Below are 19660 nucleotides of genomic sequence, written 5' to 3'. Positions count from 1 at the left end.
AAATCTGGTAAATCAGGATGTATAGCTATCAGAAATGCCAGGTGGATATTCATACAGCAGTGGGAAGTAATATCGCTCTTTGTTGCGCTACTATAGAGGACAACAACTTGGGGCTTCAGTGATCATCTCGACTCACCGCCCCCCTAGACTCTCCCCCATCGCAATCGGAATCTCGCACCCATGGACAAGCCCCAAACCTGGCGGGAAAAGCTCTACATCATCATCTTCCAGACCGACACCGTCGCCGGTCGCCGCTTCGACAGCGTTCTGCTGCTGATCATCCTCGCCAGCCTGATCACCGTGGTACTGGACAGTATCGAAGGCATCCACCGCAACTACGCAGGCCTGCTGGCCGGCATCGAGTGGGGCTTCACCGCGATCTTCGCCATCGAGTACCTGCTGCGCCTGAACTGCTCGCCCAAGCCCTTGTGCTATGCCTTCAGCTTCTTCGGGGTGGTGGGTTTATGGGCTATCGTGCCGGACATCATTGCCCTCTACTATACCGGGCCCAGTACTTGCAGATTATGCGGATGTTGCGGATCTTCCAGGTGCTCAAACTCTGCCCGCATCTCAAGCAGGCTCATTAGCTGTTGTCGGCCTCGAGCGGCAGTCGGCAGAAGATCACGGACTACTCCCAATCAGGGTCATCAACGATTTCAATATTAATAGCGTAATACCGCCCATCCTTACCCTGCATCAACTCGTAAGTAACGGTCTGGCCTTCTTTTATAGCAGGGCCGCCGTCCTCGACAGACCTGACACGAAAGAAAATATCCGCGCCGTTACAATGGGCTGTTATATAACCAAACCCACCTTTGGCGGAGTCGTATTGTTCGCTGACTTGTTTCGACATGACCGTCCTTTCTTTAACGATAAGCCGCCCCCTTGCATAATTCAATTCATCAAGGGGACATTTACCAGATGAGATAGCGCAGGGTCAAATTTTGACACAACACGTTTTAAATTAGTTTTACATCTTTCGCCTGTGTGCCTTTTTGACCTTTCTCAGATTCGTAAGAAACTCTTTGCCCTTCCTTTAGACTTTTGAATCCTTCGGACTGGATGGCCCGAAAATGGACGAATAAATCGTCGCCTGGTTCGTCCGGCGTAATAAAACCAAAACCTTTTTCATCGTTAAACCATTTAACCGTTCCAATAGCCATTATCCTGTTCCCTTCGAAGTACTTTATTACAATGCGAGCTAGCGGTGTATGCCCACACTGACATAATTAGCTAAACCGCAAGATAGCCACCAGTCAACGACAGAGTCGACCGACGGTACTGTCAGATCTGATAGGTAGACAGCGACACGACTTCATGATCGACTCATACAACTAAGCCTAAGAAGGACATTCAAGCCTGCGAGCGCTCGATACGCACAAGCACGGCAATTGAAACATTAATCTTCGTAAAGAACCTAGCAATTCTGACAGTAGTCAATTGAGGTATTCTCACTCAGAATCTTGAACTCCACAGTTGGTTATTCAGAAACCGAGGAGTAAAAATGAACACCCAATCGGCACCACGGTCACCAGGCACTATCGACCCCACGTTTGCCAAGGATGGATATTTTGTTGATCCCAACCTCACGAGATCGCAGGCCATTGCGACTTTATCGGACGGACGTTTTATTGTAGCTACTTATGATCTCAAACAAGAAAAGTTCGTTATCATCAGGTTTTCCGTCGATGGTGTCAGGGATACCGGGTTCGACTGTGTCCTAGAAAACATCCCTCACGAATATTGGGCATCACGTATCGAATGGTTGCATGCATTGCCAAAAGGTGGTGTTCAATGCTTTTGTAGAACTACGAAAAACAACGGCGATTACCTGGGCGAGTACGTCGTGTTCCGCTGCCAGGAGAACGGCCAACCGGACTTGAGCTTTGGTGTAAATGGGTACTGCAGCATTCCGCGCAAAAACCCACCAACCAATGAACTAGAAGCTTTTACAAAATTGGACTCGGCGGGTCAATGGCAATGCACAAATCCAGCCTCGCAAGGTGAAACAACCTTGTTCGCCGCAAGCATGATGGAAGACGGTAGTTCCTTCTATGCTACCGACAGCCGTCTATTCAAGATTACTGCAGCAGGGGAGGCTTCTCTTGTCAAGGAGCTTAAATACGCGGACCAATATATTGGCGTAAGCCACATGGTGATCCATGAAGGGCGCCTGCTAATGTCCGGGCGCCTGGATAACAATGCTGCCGTTTTCAAGTACGATCTCTATGGCGTGCCGGACACAACCTTTGGCAGTGGCGGCGCCTGGTTTCTTGATAATGCTGGTAGCGATGGCCCCATCAATATCGGCGCAGCAAATAGCCTATGCATTTATCAGGGAAAAATTCTGGTGGTGGGTAATGCTGCCTATGAAATACCAAGAAGCAAAGGATGGATCACCCGGCTTACAAATAAAGGCCGTCCAGATCCAGACTTCAATGGCGGCGTACCGCGTTATAGTGAAAGTTTTATGACTTATAATAACGCTTTTACTGTATACGACGAGAAACTCTATCTGTTATCGCCGCCCTTTATTTCGGCAAATAGATTGGGGCGCCTGGATGCTGCAACGGGCGAGCTGGACCTAGCCTTCGGCACTGATGGATGGGCTAACCCCTTCAATGGAAACGTGGGCCCGTTCGTACTTCAACCAACCCGTGGCCGTGTTGTTGCGCTCGGCGTCGGTAGCCAATTTCTTGCAGGTGTATTGACTTAAGCGTCCTATCCAACGATACACGTCGGCTCCCTTTATGGGCGCCGACATTTTTTTGCAATTGCAGCCGTTATTCAACGTGGTGGGTACCAACCCAGTTGCGCATTCGTCCTCTCTCCCCCTAGTCTGTCCACACAAGCAATCGGAACAAACCTCCATGGACAAACCCCAAACCTGGCGGGAAAAGCTCTACATCATCATCTTCCAGACCGACACCGTCGCCGGCCGCCGCTTCGACAGTGTCCTGCTGCTGATCATCCTGGCCAGCCTGATCACCGTGGTGCTGGACAGTATCGAAGGCATCCATCGCAACTACGCAGGCCTGCTGGCCGGCATCGAATGGGGCTTCACCGGGATCTTCGCCATCGAGTACCTGCTGCGCCTGTACTGCTCGCCCAAGCCGTTGCGTTATGCCTTCAGCTTCTTCGGCCTGGTGGATCTGCTGGCCATCGTGCCGGGCATCATTGCCCTTTACTATGCCGACGCCCAGTACCTGCTGATCATCCGAATCATCCGGATGCTGCGGATTTTCCGGGTACTCAAGCTCAGCCCGCATCTCAAGCAGGCCAATTACCTGTTGTCAGCCCTGAGCGGTAGCCGGCAGAAGATCACGGTGTTTCTGCTCGGAGTTTCGACGCTGGTGACGGTGTTCGGCACGTTAATGTATGTGATCGAAGGCCCCGAGCATGGCTTTACCAGTATCCCCAAGGGGATCTACTGGGCCATCGTGACCCTGACCACCGTCGGCTTTGGCGATATCGTGCCGAAGACCCCGCTGGGCCAGGTGCTGTCGTCGCTGGTGATGATCACGGGTTATTCGATCATTGCCGTGCCTACCGGCATTTTCACCGCCGAGTTGGCCAATGCCATGAAGGGTGAACGCTTGCAGCACCTCTGCCCGGTGTGCCACAAGGACAACCACGAGCACGGGGCGGCCTTCTGCTCGCGTTGCGGTAATGCGCTGTTCAAGAAAGTAGAATAACCAAAGCACTTTTTGATCTTTTTGCGACTAACCCTGTGGAGCTATAGTCGCGGGCTGTATGCCTTCATCTAAAAAAACTACAAAGGATTGCGCAGTGAAAAAACTTTTCAGCGCCTCGCTCCTGGCCGCCGGCCTGGCCCTGGGCAGCGTTGCCCAGGCCGCTCCATCCCTGCTCAACGTTTCCTATGACGTGATGCGTGACTTCTACAAGGACTACAACAGCGCCTTCCAGAAGCACTGGCAAGCCGAGCACAACGAGAACATCACCCTGCAGATGTCCTTCGGCGGCTCCAGCAAGCAAGCGCGTTCGGTGATCGATGGCTTGCCGGCTGATGTCATCACCATGAACATGGCCACCGACATCAATGCCCTGGCCGACAACGGCAAGCTGGTGCCGGAGAACTGGGTGACCCGCCTGCCGAACAACAGCGCGCCGTTTACCTCCGCCACGGTGTTTATCGTGCGCAAGGGCAACCCCAAGGCGCTGAAGGATTGGCCAGATTTGCTCAAGGATGGCGTGCAAGTGATCGTGCCCAACCCGAAGACTTCGGGTAACGGCCGCTACACCTACCTCTCGGCCTGGGGCTATGTGCTGAAGAACGGTGGCGATGAAAACAAGGCCCGGGACTTTGTCGGCAAGCTGTTCAAGCAGGCGCCGGTGCTCGATACTGGTGGCCGCGCGGCGACTACGACCTTCATGACCAACCAGATCGGCGATGTGCTGGTGACCTTCGAGAACGAAGCGGAGATGATTGCCCGCGAGTTCGGTCGCGATCAGTTCGAAGTGATCTACCCGAGCGTGTCGGCTGAAGCCGAGCCGCCGGTGAGCGTGGTCGACAAGGTGGTGGACAAGAAAGGCACGCGTGCTGCTGCCGAGGAATACCTGAAGTACCTGTGGTCGCCTGAAGCCCAGGAAATTGCGGCTGCCAACTACCTGCGCCCGCGTGATCCGGCGGTGCTGGCCAAGTACACCGATCGCTTCCCGAAAGTGGATTTCCTGTCGGTGGAGAAGACGTTTGGCGACTGGCGTACGGTGCAGAAGACGCACTTCAATGATGGTGGGGTTTTCGACCAGATTTATAGCGGGCAGTAACGTCCAGGCTACTCTCGTTCCCACGCTCTGCGTGGGAATGCCGCGCCAGACGCTCCGCGTCGACATTCCCGAGCCTGACGCAGAGCGTCTGTGGATGCATTCCCACGCAGAGCGTGGGAACGAGGTCTGCGAACTTCCCCTATCCTTTCTGATCAGTTCCTCAGTATCTTCTGTCCAGCAGGACTTCACAGGAGTGACCCGGGCCGTGTTCAGATCGATGCTCAACGCGCTGTTGTTGCTGGGCTGTATGCTCGGCTCCAACGCCTATGCCGAAGCACCGCCCCCCGCCTCACCGGCCAAGGAGCCGGTGGTGATTGTGCAGGGTGGTTTGCTGGGGGCGGTCTCGTCGAGCCTGGACGATATACAGCGCAGCCTGGCGCTGGACGGGCATGTGATCGATGCCTGGCGCCTGCGTGCCGATCGCGCCGCCGATGAAATCGATCAGTGGGTCAATCAGCCATCGTCACGCTCGACGCTCAGCCTGATGGGTGACTTCGTCCTGCTCTCGTTGATCTGGCTGGGCACCTTTTTCCTGTTGAACCTTGTGGGGAGGATGCTGACCCGCCACGCCAACCGCCAGGCGCTGTTGCGTGAGCGCCCACGTGCGCAACGCCTGTTTGGCTATCTGTTGCACTACATACTGCCGGCCATGATCAGCTTGCCCCTGGTGCTGTATGCCAGCCGCTTTTTCGAGCCCTCGCCGGCGCGCGGGCTGGCCCTGTGCCTGGGGTATGCCACCAGCAGCGGGTTGATCTTCAACTGTATCGTGCTGTGCCTGCTCACGGCATTCGACGCCGGGCACCGGCGCACAGCCGTTGCCATCATCCGCCGCACCATGCCGCGGCCACTGTTCCTGATCGGTTTTCTGGTGGCCTTGAGCGATGCCCTGACCAGCCCGCAGATCGCCCGACAGCTGGGCAGCAATGTCACCAGTACGATTGCCGTGCTGGCGGGACTGTTGGCGACCTTGGCTTTTGCCGTACTGGTGATCCGGCTGCGCAGGCCGGTGGCGCACCTGATCCGCAATCGCGATTTCGACCAGCGCCGGCAGAACCACGCGGTACAGGAAACCCTGCGGATTTTTTCCAGCCTCTGGTATTACCCGATCCTGTTGATGATCCTGGTGTCGGCGGTGGACCTGATCGGTGCCGGCCAGGAAAGCCAGCGGGTGTTGCAGAACGCTTTGCTGACCACCCTGCTGCTCATCGCCACGGTATTTCTCAGTACCTTGTTCGAGCATATGTTCAAGGGGCCCGCACCAGCAGTCGAACAACGGGATCAACCCTACAAGGAGTTGTTGCTGAGCCTGAACCATGCCGCCCTGCGGATCGGCCTGGCCATCGCTTCCATCGAATTGCTGGGACGGATCTGGGGCGTCTCGGTCATCCATTTCGCCCTGAGCAACTCGCTGGCCCGCGCTATCAGCAACTCGCTGAGCAGCATCGGCCTGGTCCTGTTGGTCACCTGGCTGCTGTGGGTGGTCATCGACACCGCCATCCAGCAAGCCCTCAAGCCCCCGGCCGGGCGGCGCGGCAGTCGCCAGCCGAGCACCCGGGCGAAAACCATCCTGCCCATGCTGCGCAATGCCACCAAGGTCATACTGGTAGTAATCTGCGCAATCGCCACCATGGCCAACCTGGGCATCAATGTCGCGCCGTTCCTGGCCGGTGCCGGTGTTATCGGTCTGGCCATTGGCTTTGGTTCGCAGCAACTGGTGCAGGATGTGATCACCGGGCTGTTCATCCTGATCGAAGACACCATTGCCATCGGCGACTGGGTGGTGCTCGACACCGGCCACGCCGGTACCGTCGAAAGCCTGACCATCCGCACCCTGCGCCTGCGCGACGGCAAGGGCTTCGTACACTCGGTGCCGTTCGGCCAGATCAAGGCCGTCACCAACCAGTCGCGGCAGTTCGCCTATGCTTTCTTTTCCGTGCAAGTGAGTTATGAAAGCGACATCGATACGGCCCTGGACATGATTCGCCAGGTCGGCTATTCGATCACCGACGATCCGCTGCTCAAGCACAACCTGCAAGGGCCGCTGCAAGTGTTCGGGGTTGACAAGATGGACCTCAACGGCATCACCCTGACCGCGCAATTTCGCACCATTTCCGGTGGGCAGTACGGCATCAATCGCGCCTTCAATGAACGCCTGAAAAAACTGGTGGACCAGACCGACAAGGTCCATTTCGCCCAGTATTACCCGCAGACGCAACTGCCCAGGTCCGGCGAGATCGCTTGAAGGCCTGGCGCAGTGATCGCAGAGGAGTCCCCATTCCATGAAAGCCGCCATCGTTCACGCCTTCGACCAACCGCCAAAATTCGGCGAAATCGACGCCCCCACCGCCCAGGCCGATGAAGTCCTGGTGACGGTCCAGGCCGCCGCCCTGAGCCAGCTGGTACGCGCCCAGGCCAGCGGCAAGCACTACAGCAGCGGCAAGACCCTGCCCTTCGTCCCGGGCGCCGATGGCGTCGGCCGGCTGGCGGATGGCAGCCGGGTCTACTTTGCCTTCCCCCGGGCGCCTATTGGCGCCATGGCCCAGACGGTGGCGGTCAAGGCCGTCAACTGCGTGGCGATACCCGCCAGCGTGACCGACCTCACGGCCGCCGCCATCGCCAACCCGGGGATGTCGTCATGGGCCGCGCTGGCGGATCGGGCGCACTTTCAGCCGGGCGAATCGGTGCTGGTCAACGGCGCTGCCGGCACCTCCGGCCGGCTGGCGATCCAGATCGCCAAGCACCTGGGCGCTTCCCGGGTGATCGCGACCGCACGCAACCCTGCGGTCGAAGATGAACTGCACGCGCTCGGCGCCGACACCTTCATTGCCCTCAATCAACCCAGCGAAAAACTGGTCGAAATCTTCCAGCACGAAATCAACGGCGCCGGCGTGGATATCGTCCTCGATTACCTCTGGGGCCTACCTGCCGAATGCTTCCTCAACGCCGCCACCGGGCATGGCAGCAGCGAGGCAGGGCCACGCATACGCTTCGTCAATATCGGCTCGCTGGCCGGGACGACGATCAGCCTCACGCCCGGCCCGCTGCGCAGTTCGGGGCTCGAATTGCTCGGCAGTGGGCTGGGCAGTGTGTCCCACGAGAGGCTGGTGCAGATCGTCGGCAAGGTATTGCAGGCCATCGACCCCGCACAACTGAAAATCGATGCGCACCCCATTGAATTGAGCCAGGTGGAGCGCGCCTGGGGGCACGATACGACGCAGCGGATCGTGCTGACGTTCTGACGCGCTATTCTTATTGATTGACCGGGCCTTGGATGCGAGGTCAATCAACGTCAGGAGGGAATGAAATGTCCATTCACGCCTCAGACAACACAGACATCGATCTTGTCATCAGCAACTACGTCATCGGCATGGTTTATGCCGACGAACCCCTGCTGCGGCAAGCCTTTCACCCCGCCTGTCGCATTATCGGGCACTACCATGGCGATCTCGAGTGGCTGTCGCTGGATGAATTCGTCGCGGCCATCAAGGCCGAAGGCCCGGCGCCGAGCGATACCAAGCCGTTCTGGGAAATACAGTCGGTCGATGTCACGGGCGACGCGGCCGCCGTCAAGATCATCGATGACTACATGGGCCTGAGATTCACCGATTACCTGTCACTGCTGCAGATCGACGGCGCCTGGGTCATCGTCAACAAGCTGTACTTTTACCATCCGGAACACTAGCGCCTTCAAGCCACCGTCCGGATTCGCATCAGGAAATTCGGGCGGGTTTTCCAGGCGTTGTTCGAACCTGAGGCTCGGCGCCTCATGGGCAACGCCTTCGATCAGGAAGTCCGGGCCGATGGCCGGGTCGTTGACGCACGCCAGTACAATGCCTTGTCCGGTCAGCAATTCCGGTAGCCGGCGCAGCACGCGCTGGTAATCCTTGGTCAAGGCAAAGCTGCCCTTCTGGAACGAGGGCGGATCAATGATGACCAGGTCATACGGGCCGTATTTCTTGACCTTGGCCCAGGACTTGAACAGCTCATGCCCGAGAAAACTCACGCGGTCGAGATCATGCTCATTGAGCCGGTGGTTTTCGCGCCCACGGCTCAGGGCCGCCCGGGCCATGTCCAGGTTCACCACATGCTCGGCACCGCCGGCGATGGCCGCCACGGAGAAGCCGCAGGTGTAGGCGAACAGGTTCAACACGCGCTTGCCCCGGGCCTGGGCCTGGACCCAGCGGCGACCATAGCGCATGTCCAGGAACAGGCCGGTGTTCTGCTTCTTGCCCAGGTCCAGCTTGAAACGCAGGCCGCCCTCGGTAATCAGCCACTCATCCACTTCTTCGCCGAGCAGCCACTCTGTAGTGCTCTCCAGCAGGTAGCGGTGCTGCAGCAACAGCGTGTGCGCCCCGCTTTGCTGCCAGGTGGATGATTGGCTAAAGGTCATCAGCATCTGCTTGAGATCGGCCAGTTCGCTGGCTTGCGGCTCGCGGAACAGCGCTACCAGGACAACGCCCTGCAACCAGTCGACGGTGACGTGCTCCAGCCCCGGCCAGCACCTGCCACGCCCATGGAACAGGCGGCGGGTTTCTTCGGGGGCCGGGCTCAGCGCGACGTCGAGCTGTTGTTGCAGGAGGGCAATGGCATCGGGGTTCATGGCGGGCAATCAGTCATTCGTGGCCGCGCATTCTAATCGCTCCGGGCGCGGTCAGGCAGGTTTCGCTGCAACCTTCCCTCGGCTGCTGCGCCAGGCCAGGCGCCCCACGGTGATCAGCCAGTTGCCGACAGCTACCGCCAACACCGTGTACAGCAGTGCCGGCATGCCCTGCTCGACGATCAGCTTGCCTGCCAGCAGCGGAAAGCCGAATACCCCCACGAAATAGGCCAGGCTGAACAGCAACAGGGATTGCGACGTGCTGCCGGCCGGCGCCTCATTGGCAGCCAGGCCGTTGATCACCGAATAGGTCAGGCCATAGCCGACCCCGAGGATGATCGCCGCCAGCAAGTAACTGAAACCATCGCTGACCAGGAGCTGAAACATCAGCACCGAGACCACCATCAATCCCGACAACACGCAGGAGGCAATATAGGGATCGCGCTTGACCACGATGCTGGCGATCAGCATGCGGCTGGTGATCGCGGCGCCCATGAAGCCCAGGAAAAACAGCGAATAATCCAGGGTGCGCAAGGCCGCATAGCTGGTCTGAAAACTCGACAAGCCGCCAAACACGCAACCACCCAGGCCAACCATGATGATGGGGAACACCGCACGGGACGACAGCACCGCACGGGCCGAGGACAGCGATATCCGGGAAACCGCGGTAGCGCCCATCTGATTCGGCCGAGCGTTCAAGCGAGGCGCCAGCTGCCAGAAAATAATCGCCCCCAGGGCGCTCGCCAGCGCGGCGATGTAAAAGGCCGTGGTCACCGGATACCCCAGGGAAGTCGCCAGCCGCCCGAGCAAGGGACCTGAGCCGATTCCCGACATCATGCTGCCCGACAGCAGGGCAAAGTATCTGGCCCGCTGCAGGGGCTCGACCAGCATCGCCACGATGATCGGCCCCAGGGTGTAGAACACTCCCCAGCCGAGCCCCAGGGTCAAGCCGAAGCACAACAAGCCATTGCCATAGCCGGGAACCATGGCAAAGCCCAGGGTGGAGACGATCAGCAGGCACCCGCTCAGGGCAATGGAACGCGCAGCTCCGAAGCGGTCCGACAGGTGTCCGGAGAAGATGACGGCCAGGAAGGTACTAAGCATGGCCGCCGAAATAACAGTGCCAGCATCGTGCTCGTTGCCGCCACGCGAGCCGATCAGCAGCGAGAGCAGGAAGGTGGAACCGTAGGACAGGGAGAGCAGGTAACTGCCGAGGCAGAAGACACCGAAAAGCTTGCTGGAAACTTTTTCGGTCGGAGTGTTGCGGGTGGGCATTTGGAAACTCTTTACATGCTGGATTTTCAGGTGAAGCTTCTAGCATGTTGTCGAGTGGATTTGTGAACAAATTTGATGGCCCTATCGCTGCGGTGCGGCGATCCGACAAGCCAGCTCCCACAGAGGTTCTGTGATGTACACAGGACCTGTGGGAGCTGGCTTGCCAGCGATAAGGCCCTCACGGGCTAAGCCTCAATCACGAAACTGCCCCAACTGCTGACTCAACGAACTCGCCTGATCACGCAAATTCGTGGACTGTTCCAACAAGCCGCGAATGGCATGGTCATTCTGTTCGGAAATACTACTCACTCCCTGGATCGCCACCGACAGCTCTTCGCCCGTGGCCGCCTGGACCTGGGTCTGGCGGGCCACTTCGCTGATCCGCATCAGGATGTCCTGGGCATGCTCGCGAATCTGCTCCACCCCCTGGGCCGAAGCAGACAATTGGACCACGCCCTGGCGCATCGCCTGCCCCACCTGCTCCACATTCTCCACGGTGTTGCGCACGTCGGTTCCGATGGCGCCGATCATCTCGCCGATCTCGCCGGTGGAGCGGCTGGTGCGCTCGGCCAACTGGCGGACTTCGTCGGCAACCACGGCAAAGCCACGGCCCTGCTCGCCGGCGCGGGCCGCTTCGATGGCGGCGTTGAGCGCCAGCAAGTTGGTCTGCTCGGCGATGCCACGGATCACATCGAGAATGCCGGCGATTTGCTGCGAGCGTTTTTCCAGATCGCCCACGGTTCCTGCGACCGTGCCCATGGTCTGATCGATGCGGGTGATCTCGGTCACGGTCAGATTCATGTCCTGAGCGATGTTGGTGGTCAGGGCCTCGGTATTGCGCGCCAGTTGCTCCACGTCCTCGGCCTGCTGGGCCATCTCGGTGACCGAGTGCGCCAGTGCCGTCACGCCATTGGCCATTTCTTCGGTGGCCGTGTGCTGCGCCGAAGCACGCTCGGCCACGGCCTTGGTGGTGTGGTCCAGATTATGGGAAACCTCCATCAAGGCGCCGGTGCTGCTGCGGATCGAGCCGACCAGGTCGCCCAGGCGCTGGATGAACTGGTTGAACGCGCCCGCCAGCTTGCCGGTTTCATCACCGCTGCGCTGTTCGAAGCGCAGGCCCAGCTCGCCTTCCCAGGCCTGGATGCCGCGGGTCAGGCCCGACAGCGGGCGAATCTGCCATCCCAGCAGAGTCCAAAGCGCCAGCGCCAGGAGCAGCAAGGCCGCCAGACCGATGCCGACCGCCTGATACAGAAACTGGTTGATATCGGCCATGGCCTCCGTCAACGGGTAGGCAACCATCAACGCCCACGGATTGGGGGCATTGCCGATCTGTACCGGGTGCAGCACATAGCTCCAGCCGTCGCGCTGGAATTGATAGGTCTGCCCAGCCTTGATGGCGTCTTTGGCGGCAGCCGGCAATTGGTCATCCAGTTGCGTCAGGCGCTGGGCATCCGGGTGGCTGGCATAGCGACCGTCGGAAGACAGCAGCGCCGCATAGCCCTTGTAGAGGTTGATTTTGGCCAACGCCTTGTTGATGCCCTCCAGGGGAATATCGACCCCGGCAACCCCGACGGCCCTGCCGTCCTGTAACAGCGGCAGCATGATGGACATCAGCAGCAAGTGCTGACCGCTTTCGGTGGTGTAGGTGTAAGGTTCGGTGGCCCAGCTCTGGCGGCTGCGCAGTGGCCGGTAATAGAACTGATTGTCGGCTGTTTCCGGGGCATAACCGGTCAAGGCTTCCGACTGTACCGAGCCTTTGGCGCGGTTCCAGTAGACCAGGTAACGCCCGCTGGCGTCGTTTCCTGGAAGACCTGCGTGTTCGGAATCCTGGCCATCGTAGGCATTCGGTTCCCAGTAATGGCCCAGGCCAAGCAGCTCGGGGTTGGCCTCGAACAATCGACGCGTCACCGCGTCAGCGGTTTTACGGTCGGCATGTTGTTGCTGCAATGCCATTGCGCTGTTGGCCACCGATTCCGCGACGACCCAGCCTTTGCTCAGCTTGCCTTCGACTTCCCTGGCACTGGCTTTGACGGTGGCATCGACCAGCTTGGCCGCAGCTTCCCTGGAGGAGCCATAGGCGCTATAGGCGATGGAGCCCAGCAACAGGGCCATCACCACAAAAGCGCCAATGAGTGCGGTCCAGAATAATTTGAAGTGAAGGGAGCGGTTGGGCATGACGCGTTTTCCACAAGGCAGTTGGAACCCGGACGCGCCAGCCTTTCAACCGGCAGCGCCAAGGCACAGGTTTTTGGCGCCACTTGATTGATGGCCCCGCGCCACTATATCGAGGTCAAAGCGGCCTCGCAATTGGCCGACCGCTACTTGTTGTACAAGCGTTCAGGAATCTGGACCAACAGGTATTTTGTGCAATCATCGCTGATGCCGTCTTAAATGCATGGGCACCCGTTCCCCCCTTCAGAACGCCTGACTGGAACCCTCAATGACCGATCTCAGCGCTTTCCCCATTACCGCCAAATGGCCCGCAAAACACCCCGAGCGGATTCAGCTCTATTCGCTGCCGACCCCCAATGGCGTGAAAATCTCGATCATGCTCGAAGAGACCGGGCTGGCTTACGAACCCCATCGCGTGGCCTTCGACAGCAACGACCAGCTGTCGCCGGCGTTTCTGTCGCTCAATCCCAATAACAAGATCCCGGCCATCATTGACCCCAATGGTCCCGGCGGCAAACCCTTGCCCCTGTTCGAGTCCGGGGCGATTTTGCTGTACCTGGCCGAAAAAAGCGGCCAGATGCTGCCCCAGGACCCCGCCGCCCGCTACCAGACCATTCAGTGGCTGATGTTCCAGATGGGTGGGATCGGCCCCATGTTCGGCCAGCTCGGCTTCTTCAACAAATTCGCCGGCAAGGACTACGAGGACAAGCGCCCGCGCGATCGTTATGTTGAAGAATCCAGGCGCCTGCTCAATGTCCTGAATCTGCATCTGCAAGACCGGGAATGGATCATGGGCGACAACTACACCATCGCCGACATTGCCACCTTCCCCTGGGTACGCAACCTGATCGGCTTTTATGAAGCGGGTGAGCTGGTGGGTATCCAGAATTTCCCCAATGTCACGCGTACGCTGGAGCGGTTCCTGGCACGGCCGGCGGTGGAGCGTGGGTTGACCATTCCTGCGGCCAGCTGAAGCGGCGATACCGCGGTGCCCCCATCGCTGGCAAGCCAGCTCCCACAGGGTAGACCGCAGACCTCTGTGGGAGCTGGCTTGCCAGCGATGCAGGCGACTCGGTCTTTCTGCAATACCGCTACAATCCGGTCATTTGCCCAGGAGCAGTTATCCATGACCGCATCCCACCGCCGCCCCGTCCCCCTGTCCAAAGCCTACCGCCTGATCAACCACGGCCCGACCGTGCTGGTCAGCGCCGCCCATGGCGGACAACGCAATATCATGGCCGCCGCCTGGGCCATGCCGCTGGATTTCGAGCCACCCAAGGTTGCCGTGGTGCTCGACAAAAGCACCTGGACCCGGCAACTGCTGGAAGCTGCCGGTACCTTCGTACTCAATATCCCCTGCGCCCGGCAAGTCGATATCGTCCAGACGGTCGGTTCCACCTCCGGGCTTGAAATCAGCCAGGGCGCCGAACAGGACAAGTTCGAGCGCTACGGCCTGCCAACCTTCACCAGCTCCACCTGCACAGCCCCTCTGCTGGACGGCTGCGTTGCCTGGCTGGAGTGCCGGCTCCTGCCCGAACCCCACAACCAGCAGCAATACGACCTGTTTCTCGGCGAAGTCATCGCCGCACAAGCCGACGAACGGGTATTCAAGGACGGCCGCTGGAACTTCACGGGGCAGGATGAGCTGCGCACCTTGCACCATGTGGCCGGCGGGCATTTCTTGAAAATCGGGGATGCGCTGGACGGGAAAATGCTGGAGAGCTGACGCTCGCTCCCACTTCACGCTGAAAGTGGGAACGAGATCGAATAGCCGACGCTGTCACTGCAAGACAACTCTACTCTTGCAGCCAATCGAGCAGGTGTTGTTTGAAGCCATAACTGGCGGTCTGGTAATAGGTGATGGCGCGAACGATCAACGGGTCTGCCGAGGTGCTGACCACTTCATGACTTTCACCCAGGGCCTGGTCGTGACGGCGCAGGCCGCCACGCGGGCTGAGGATCGCCAGGTTGGTGCCGTCGAACAGGCCCAGGTGCTGATAATTGCCCACCAGTACCCGCGGTGGCAACGGGTTATCCACCAACAGGTTGCGGCCGAAGAAAGTTGAGGTGTAGCTCATGTTCAACATGGCCAGCAGCGTTGGCGCCAGATCGATCTGGCTGGCCAGGTGCGACACTTCCCTGGCTTCGATCAGCTTGGGTGCATAGATGAACAGCGGGATCTGATAGTTGTTGATCGGCAAGTCTTCCTTGCCCGCGCTCCCGGCGGTGTGGTCGGCAACGAAGACGAAAATGGTGTTGTCGAACCACGGCTTTTTCCGTGCCTGCTCAAGGAACTGGCCAATCGCGTAGTCGGTGTACTTCACCGCACCATCACGACCATTGCCCGACTTGATGTCGATACGCCCCTCAGGGTAGGTGTATGGCCGGTGGTTCGACGTCGTCATCAATTGCAACAGGAAGGGCACCTGATTGGCATGATCGGCGTCCGCCAGCTTCAGCGCCTGGGTGTAGAGGTCTTCATCCGACATGCCCCAGGCATTCTTGAAGCTGATATCCGACTCCTTGACGCTGCTCTGATCGACAACCCGATAGCCATTGCCACTGAAGAAGGCATTCATGTTGTCGAAGTAACCGCGACCGCCGTAGACGAACACGCTGTCATAGCCCACGGCCGCCAGCTGCTGGCCGAAGCTGGCAAAACCGCTCTCGCGCCCTACCCGCTTGACGATCGAGCGGCCGGGAGTTGGCGGAATCGACAGGGTAATGGCTTCGAGCCCGCGGTCGGTACGGGTACCGGTGGCGTAGAAGTTGTTGAAGTACAGGCTCTGCTTGCGCAGTGCATCCAGATTGGGAGTCAGGTTGCGCTCGTCACCGTTGCTGCCAAGGTACTTGGCGCTCAGGCTCTCGATGGTCACCAGAATGATGTTCGGGGTGGTCGGCGTGCCCGGGTTGGTAATCGTGCGGCGGATGTCGAGCGGGTCGGTGCCGACGAACTGTGCATTGGGTTCGCTCAGTTCCGTGCGGATCTGTTTGGCCACCTCATCGACCGGCAAGCTGCTGTAGAACTGCTGGTAATCGAGTTCGTTGTTCCTGAACGCGGCGAAGAACTGATAAGGGCCATTGCTGGCCAGTTCCCGTTGGTAGGCGTTGCCGCCCTGGCCACGTGGGCTGTCCTGGTCTACGAACTGCATGCACAGCCCGGTCAGGATGAACAGGCCTGCGGCACCGACCAGGCGTTGGCGCCAAACCGGCAGGGGCGCGTCCAGCGCACGCTGGAGCGGCTTGCGCAGCAGCAGGCTCAGGCCGATGGCGACGACCGCAAGAATGCTCAGCAGCGTGCCTATCGGGTAGGACTCCAGGATGTTGTTCAACACCTCATCGGAATAAACCAGGTAGTCCACGGCAATGAAGTTGAAACGTACGCCAAACTCGTCCCAGAACAGCCATTCGGCGACGGCGGTGAACAGCATGATGAAAATGCTGAGGGTCAGCACGACCTGCAGGAACACCCGGTGTGCGCGTGTGCGCCACAGCCGCGGCGGGCAGAACAGCAGATAGAGGCCCAGGGGCAATGCGGTGTACACCAGGAAGGCCAGGTCATAGAACAGACCGATGCCGAATGTCGGCAGGTAGCTGCTGCCGGCCTCATCCAGGTGGCTGAAGAACAGGACCCCTCGGGTCAGCAGAAAGATCACGAACCAGGTCGTGGTCAGCAACAGCAAATAGCGCCCGGGCGCCGATTGAGACAAACGCATTGTAAATTCCTTTTATCTTGCCAGGTGCCGAGCGTACACCTCGTCTCAAGGCACAGACAGGTGCTCCGCTTGGCAGGTAGACCCCAATCCGATCAACAGCGCGGCCCGCTTTCTTTTCAGGTAAGGGTCGAAACGCGCAAGGGTACATGACTTCAAGCCTTCCAGCGCAACTGGCAGCGGCTCGGTGACAAAGAGCAAGCCCGGCGATGCACTGCGCTGCTGCACTTGTTCGATGGTCAGTGGTGTGACATGCCGGCCTGCGTAATAGACCAGACGTATGTCCGGTGACCCGATCGTGTAGAACGGCTGGCCGGGATAGCTGGCGACCGCTTTATCCACTTCTGGAAAGGCCTTGATGCGATGGGCGAACACCCGCGCTTCGAAACAACTGTAGAACAGCACGAAGCCGCACAACAGGATCCATGGCAGCCAGACTAACACATGCCGCCATTTGCCCTGGATAGCCGCCAATACCTTCGCCCATTGCCAGGCCAGTAGCAAGACAATGGCCGGGTAAGTCGGCAGCAGGTACTTGGCGTGTTTCTCGGAGAAAAACGAAAACAGCACTAAAGGGACCAGGCAGCAACACGTCAGGAACATCAGCTCGCGGTTGGAGCGGATGTCTTGCCACAGCTGCCGAGGGCGCACCAGCAGGATCAGCCAGAACGGGAAGAAGTCACCGGCCAGATACTGCAGGTAGGCGTACCAGGTCTCGGCGCCGCTGCCGTTGATCTTCTTGACGATGTCTTCCTGCAGCACCGCCGACCAGATGCCCCACCCTTCTTTCAGCGACACCGCCAGGTACCATGAGCTGCCGATGGCCAGCATCAGCAGCCAGCCGGGGATATAGCTCAGGTAGGCCTTGGCCCGCGAGTCGCGTGTCAGTAGCGCATACACCAGGATGGGCACGATGACCCAGAGCAGCGTGACGGGCCCCTTGGTCAGCAGACCAAAGCCCAACAGCGCGTAACTGAGCAGCGCCCAGGCACGGCTGCCTTGCTGGAACAGGAACTGCCAGGCCGCGTAGACGGCAACGAAGACCATGCCGGTCAGCGCCATTTCAATTTCGGCGCGCCGGGCGAACAAACTGAACCCGGCGTTCGCGGCCAGGAAAATGACGGCGTACATTCCAACCTGCCGCCCCGCCAGCTTTACGCCGAACCGATATACCGCCAGACAGCAGACCGTGGCGAACACGGCCGAAGGCAAGCGTACGCTCCACTCGGACACCGAACCCAACAGCTGCGAAGAGATCAGTTCCAGCCAGTAAAACAGCGGTGGCTTGGACAGGTACAAGTCACCGTTCATATACGGCAACAACCACTGTCCGCTCGCATGCATCTCCCGGGCAGAGATAGCACGACGCGCTTCGTTGAGGCTGAGAAAGGACAGCGAACCCAGCCCCCAGAAAAACAGCAGCAGCACCAGGGTTGCCATCAGCACGGTGCTCCAGAACAACAACCTGTTTTCGCTATTCGACTTCATTGGCTGCGCACTCATGTTTCCGTCCTGGATCGGTGTCTTGGGTTTCTGGAGGGCGTAGGAATCCACCGGGCGACGACGCCCGGGGGATTGTTCACAACTGCATTACAGGAGGGGTTTGTGCCAGGCGAACCGGTACACGCGAGCCGGCGGCTCGGGGTTGCACTTGCCGTTGTCCGCGTCGGCCCCCACGACCACGAACTCGGCACGCGAGGTCGCACCCAGCGTGCGGCCCTTTTCGGGCATGAAGCACCGCGCCATGTCATGGGCGGGTACCAGGGCAAAGTCCTTTGGATGGCCACGCAACCACAGGGCAGCCTGATCGACGGTCGAGCCTTCGAGGAAGCCGAAATGAACGATGGGTTGCTGCGCGAACAACCAATGACCCTCTCGCCAACCAGACAGAACGAGCTCGGCACCGTTGGTCAGGGTAGCGGCCTGACGCATGATGTCTTCGTGGGGGTTGGCCCCCTCCTTGACCGGTTCGATGAAGCCGCGGGCAAACCAGATGCAGAACCACGCCACCACCAACCCGGTGAAGACCTTGCGCCCCAATGGCCGTCCGGCGAACCAGCGACGCAACAACCAGGGCACCAGTGGCGCCGCCGCCAGCGCCAGGCCAGGCAAGGCCGGGTAGATGTACAGCTTGCGCTTGCCGCTGCTGAGGCTGAAGAACACCAGTACCAGCACCACCCAACCCAACAGGACCAGGATCCGGCCGTCATGCTTGAGCAACTGACGGCGCCAGGCTGGCACGAACCATGGCAACGCGAGGAACATCGGCAGCCAGTACTTCGGAATCACCTTGACGATGAAATACCAGAACGGTTCCTGGTGTTCCCAGGCGCTGGCATAACGCTGGGCGGTCTGGTGCAACAGAATATTCTTCAGGTACGCCACACCGTCGGCATCTTGCTGAACGGCAACCGAAATCAATACTGGCAACAGCCAGACGCCGATCGCCGCCAGGGTCACCAGCAGCCCTAGAAACCAGGCACCCTTGCGATTGGGCATGGCCACGACGCCGCGCCAGCCCTTATGGACCGCATAGGCGTAGGGAATCAACATCAGCGCCGGTACAAAGCCCACGCCCTTGCTTGCAATGCCCAGCCCCATGGCTGCGCACGCCGCATAGAACCAACCCCATGCCGGGCCCAGCAGCAAATGGCGTACCAGGCCATACATGCCCAAGGCGATCCACAGGCAGAGAAAACTGTCGATCTGCCCGGTTCGCAGGATGCTGTAGGTCTGGTAGGTCGCCAGGAACAGCAGCGCCGCGATCCGGCCGACACGGCGGTTCCACAAACGCCGTCCCAGGTCATACAGGCACGCCGTCGCCACGGCACCGGAAATCAGTCCCGGCAGGTACAGCGCCACCTTCGGTAGCCCGGTCAGCATCGTGAAGAATGCCACCGCCCACATGAACAGCGGCGGCTTGTCGGGGTAGATTTCCGCCGCGCGGTGGGGGACAAACCAGGAACCGCTCTGCAGCATTTCCAGGGAAACACCGAGAAAGCGCTCTTCGTCGACGTTGATCGGCTGGCGCAGGCCCAGGCCCGCCCCGATCAGCAGCAACGCCAGCAGCACCAATAGGATGCATTCGGTCCGTGGTGACAAGTGTTTAAACACC

16 protein-coding genes and 1 pseudogene are annotated in these 19660 nt (G+C 59.4%); 9 read left to right on the top strand and 8 right to left on the bottom strand.

Annotated features, from left to right (window positions below; all coding sequences use genetic code 11):
- Window positions 1-180: 180 nt before the first annotated feature.
- Window positions 181-662 (top strand): annotated as a pseudogene (locus F2S13_RS20650) (ion transporter); the annotation flags it as partial.
- Here F2S13_RS20650 and F2S13_RS20645 read toward each other — a convergent pair.
- A complete protein-coding gene (locus tag F2S13_RS20645) occupies window positions 629-853 on the bottom strand; it encodes a cold-shock protein (protein ID WP_166364218.1) in 225 nt (74 codons plus the stop codon). The pseudogene F2S13_RS20650 and the gene F2S13_RS20645 overlap by 34 nt on opposite strands.
- 106 nt (window positions 854-959) lie before the next feature.
- Entirely contained in the window at window positions 960-1163 is a 204-nt protein-coding gene (locus F2S13_RS20640) for a cold-shock protein (protein ID WP_166364216.1), read from the bottom strand.
- A 341-nt stretch (window positions 1164-1504) separates the two neighbouring features.
- On the opposite strand from F2S13_RS20640, the gene F2S13_RS20635 reads away from it, so the two are divergent.
- The 6 genes from F2S13_RS20635 (at window position 1505) to F2S13_RS20610 (ending at window position 8470) form a co-directional block, all read left to right on the top strand.
- Window positions 1505-2716, top strand: a complete 1212-nt coding sequence (locus F2S13_RS20635) for an NHL repeat-containing protein (protein WP_166364214.1) — start codon at window positions 1505-1507, stop codon at window positions 2714-2716.
- Between the two features lie 154 nt (window positions 2717-2870).
- On the top strand, window positions 2871-3695 hold the full coding sequence (locus F2S13_RS20630; protein ID WP_166364212.1) for an ion transporter: 825 nt from the start codon (window positions 2871-2873) through the stop codon (window positions 3693-3695).
- Window positions 3696-3789: 94 nt separating this feature from the next.
- Window positions 3790-4788 carry a sulfate ABC transporter substrate-binding protein gene (locus tag F2S13_RS20625; RefSeq protein ID WP_166364210.1) on the top strand — a complete coding sequence of 333 codons (999 nt, stop codon included), beginning with the start codon at window positions 3790-3792 and terminating at the stop codon, window positions 4786-4788.
- A gap of 217 nt (window positions 4789-5005) precedes the next feature.
- On the top strand, window positions 5006-7030 hold the full coding sequence (locus F2S13_RS20620) for a mechanosensitive ion channel family protein (protein ID WP_166364258.1): 2025 nt from the start codon (window positions 5006-5008) through the stop codon (window positions 7028-7030).
- A gap of 37 nt (window positions 7031-7067) precedes the next feature.
- A complete protein-coding gene (locus F2S13_RS20615; protein WP_166364208.1) occupies window positions 7068-8027 on the top strand; it encodes a quinone oxidoreductase family protein in 960 nt (319 codons plus the stop codon).
- 65 nt (window positions 8028-8092) lie between these two features.
- On the top strand, window positions 8093-8470 hold the full coding sequence (locus F2S13_RS20610; RefSeq protein WP_166364206.1) for a nuclear transport factor 2 family protein: 378 nt from the start codon (window positions 8093-8095) through the stop codon (window positions 8468-8470).
- Here the strand turns inward: F2S13_RS20610 and F2S13_RS20605 are convergent.
- The 3 genes from F2S13_RS20605 to F2S13_RS20595 all read right to left on the bottom strand — a co-directional run bounded on the left by F2S13_RS20605 (window position 8402) and on the right by F2S13_RS20595 (window position 12835).
- Window positions 8402-9388 (bottom strand): class I SAM-dependent methyltransferase, encoded by a 987-nt coding sequence (locus tag F2S13_RS20605; RefSeq protein WP_166364204.1) that lies wholly within the window; start codon window positions 9386-9388, stop codon window positions 8402-8404. The genes F2S13_RS20610 and F2S13_RS20605 overlap by 69 nt on opposite strands.
- A gap of 51 nt (window positions 9389-9439) precedes the next feature.
- On the bottom strand, window positions 9440-10660 hold the full coding sequence (locus tag F2S13_RS20600; RefSeq protein WP_166364202.1) for an MFS transporter: 1221 nt from the start codon (window positions 10658-10660) through the stop codon (window positions 9440-9442).
- Window positions 10661-10852: 192 nt separating this feature from the next.
- The gene (locus F2S13_RS20595; RefSeq protein ID WP_166364200.1) at window positions 10853-12835 is read right to left on the bottom strand and encodes a methyl-accepting chemotaxis protein; all 1983 of its coding nucleotides are present in this window, start codon (window positions 12833-12835) and stop codon (window positions 10853-10855) included.
- 265 nt (window positions 12836-13100) lie between these two features.
- Here F2S13_RS20595 and F2S13_RS20590 point away from each other — a divergent pair, with 265 nt between their 5' ends.
- Both F2S13_RS20590 and F2S13_RS20585 read left to right on the top strand, forming a co-directional pair.
- Window positions 13101-13805 carry a glutathione S-transferase N-terminal domain-containing protein gene (locus F2S13_RS20590; protein ID WP_166364198.1) on the top strand — a complete coding sequence of 235 codons (705 nt, stop codon included), beginning with the start codon at window positions 13101-13103 and terminating at the stop codon, window positions 13803-13805.
- Window positions 13806-13958: 153 nt separating this feature from the next.
- Entirely contained in the window at window positions 13959-14558 is a 600-nt protein-coding gene (locus F2S13_RS20585; protein WP_166364196.1) for a flavin reductase family protein, read from the top strand.
- A 70-nt stretch (window positions 14559-14628) separates the two neighbouring features.
- On the opposite strand, the gene F2S13_RS20580 is transcribed toward F2S13_RS20585, so the two are convergent.
- The 3 genes from F2S13_RS20580 to F2S13_RS20570 all read right to left on the bottom strand — a co-directional run bounded on the left by F2S13_RS20580 (window position 14629) and on the right by F2S13_RS20570 (window position 19659).
- A complete protein-coding gene (locus tag F2S13_RS20580) occupies window positions 14629-16548 on the bottom strand; it encodes an LTA synthase family protein (protein ID WP_166364194.1) in 1920 nt (639 codons plus the stop codon).
- Between the two features lie 45 nt (window positions 16549-16593).
- Complete coding sequence (locus tag F2S13_RS20575; protein WP_246237954.1) at window positions 16594-18048, bottom strand: ArnT family glycosyltransferase; 1455 nt, start codon at window positions 18046-18048, stop codon at window positions 16594-16596.
- A gap of 87 nt (window positions 18049-18135) precedes the next feature.
- Window positions 18136-19659, bottom strand: a complete 1524-nt coding sequence (locus tag F2S13_RS20570) for a glycosyltransferase family 39 protein (RefSeq protein WP_166364192.1) — start codon at window positions 19657-19659, stop codon at window positions 18136-18138.
- Window position 19660 lies beyond the last annotated feature (1 nt).

It is taken from the genome of Pseudomonas akapageensis (assembly GCF_011355085.1).
GTDB classification, from domain to species: Bacteria; Pseudomonadota; Gammaproteobacteria; order Pseudomonadales; family Pseudomonadaceae; genus Aquipseudomonas; species Aquipseudomonas akapageensis.
Note: the sequence above shows the minus strand (reverse complement) of the source record. Positions and strands in the feature narration are given on the sequence as shown.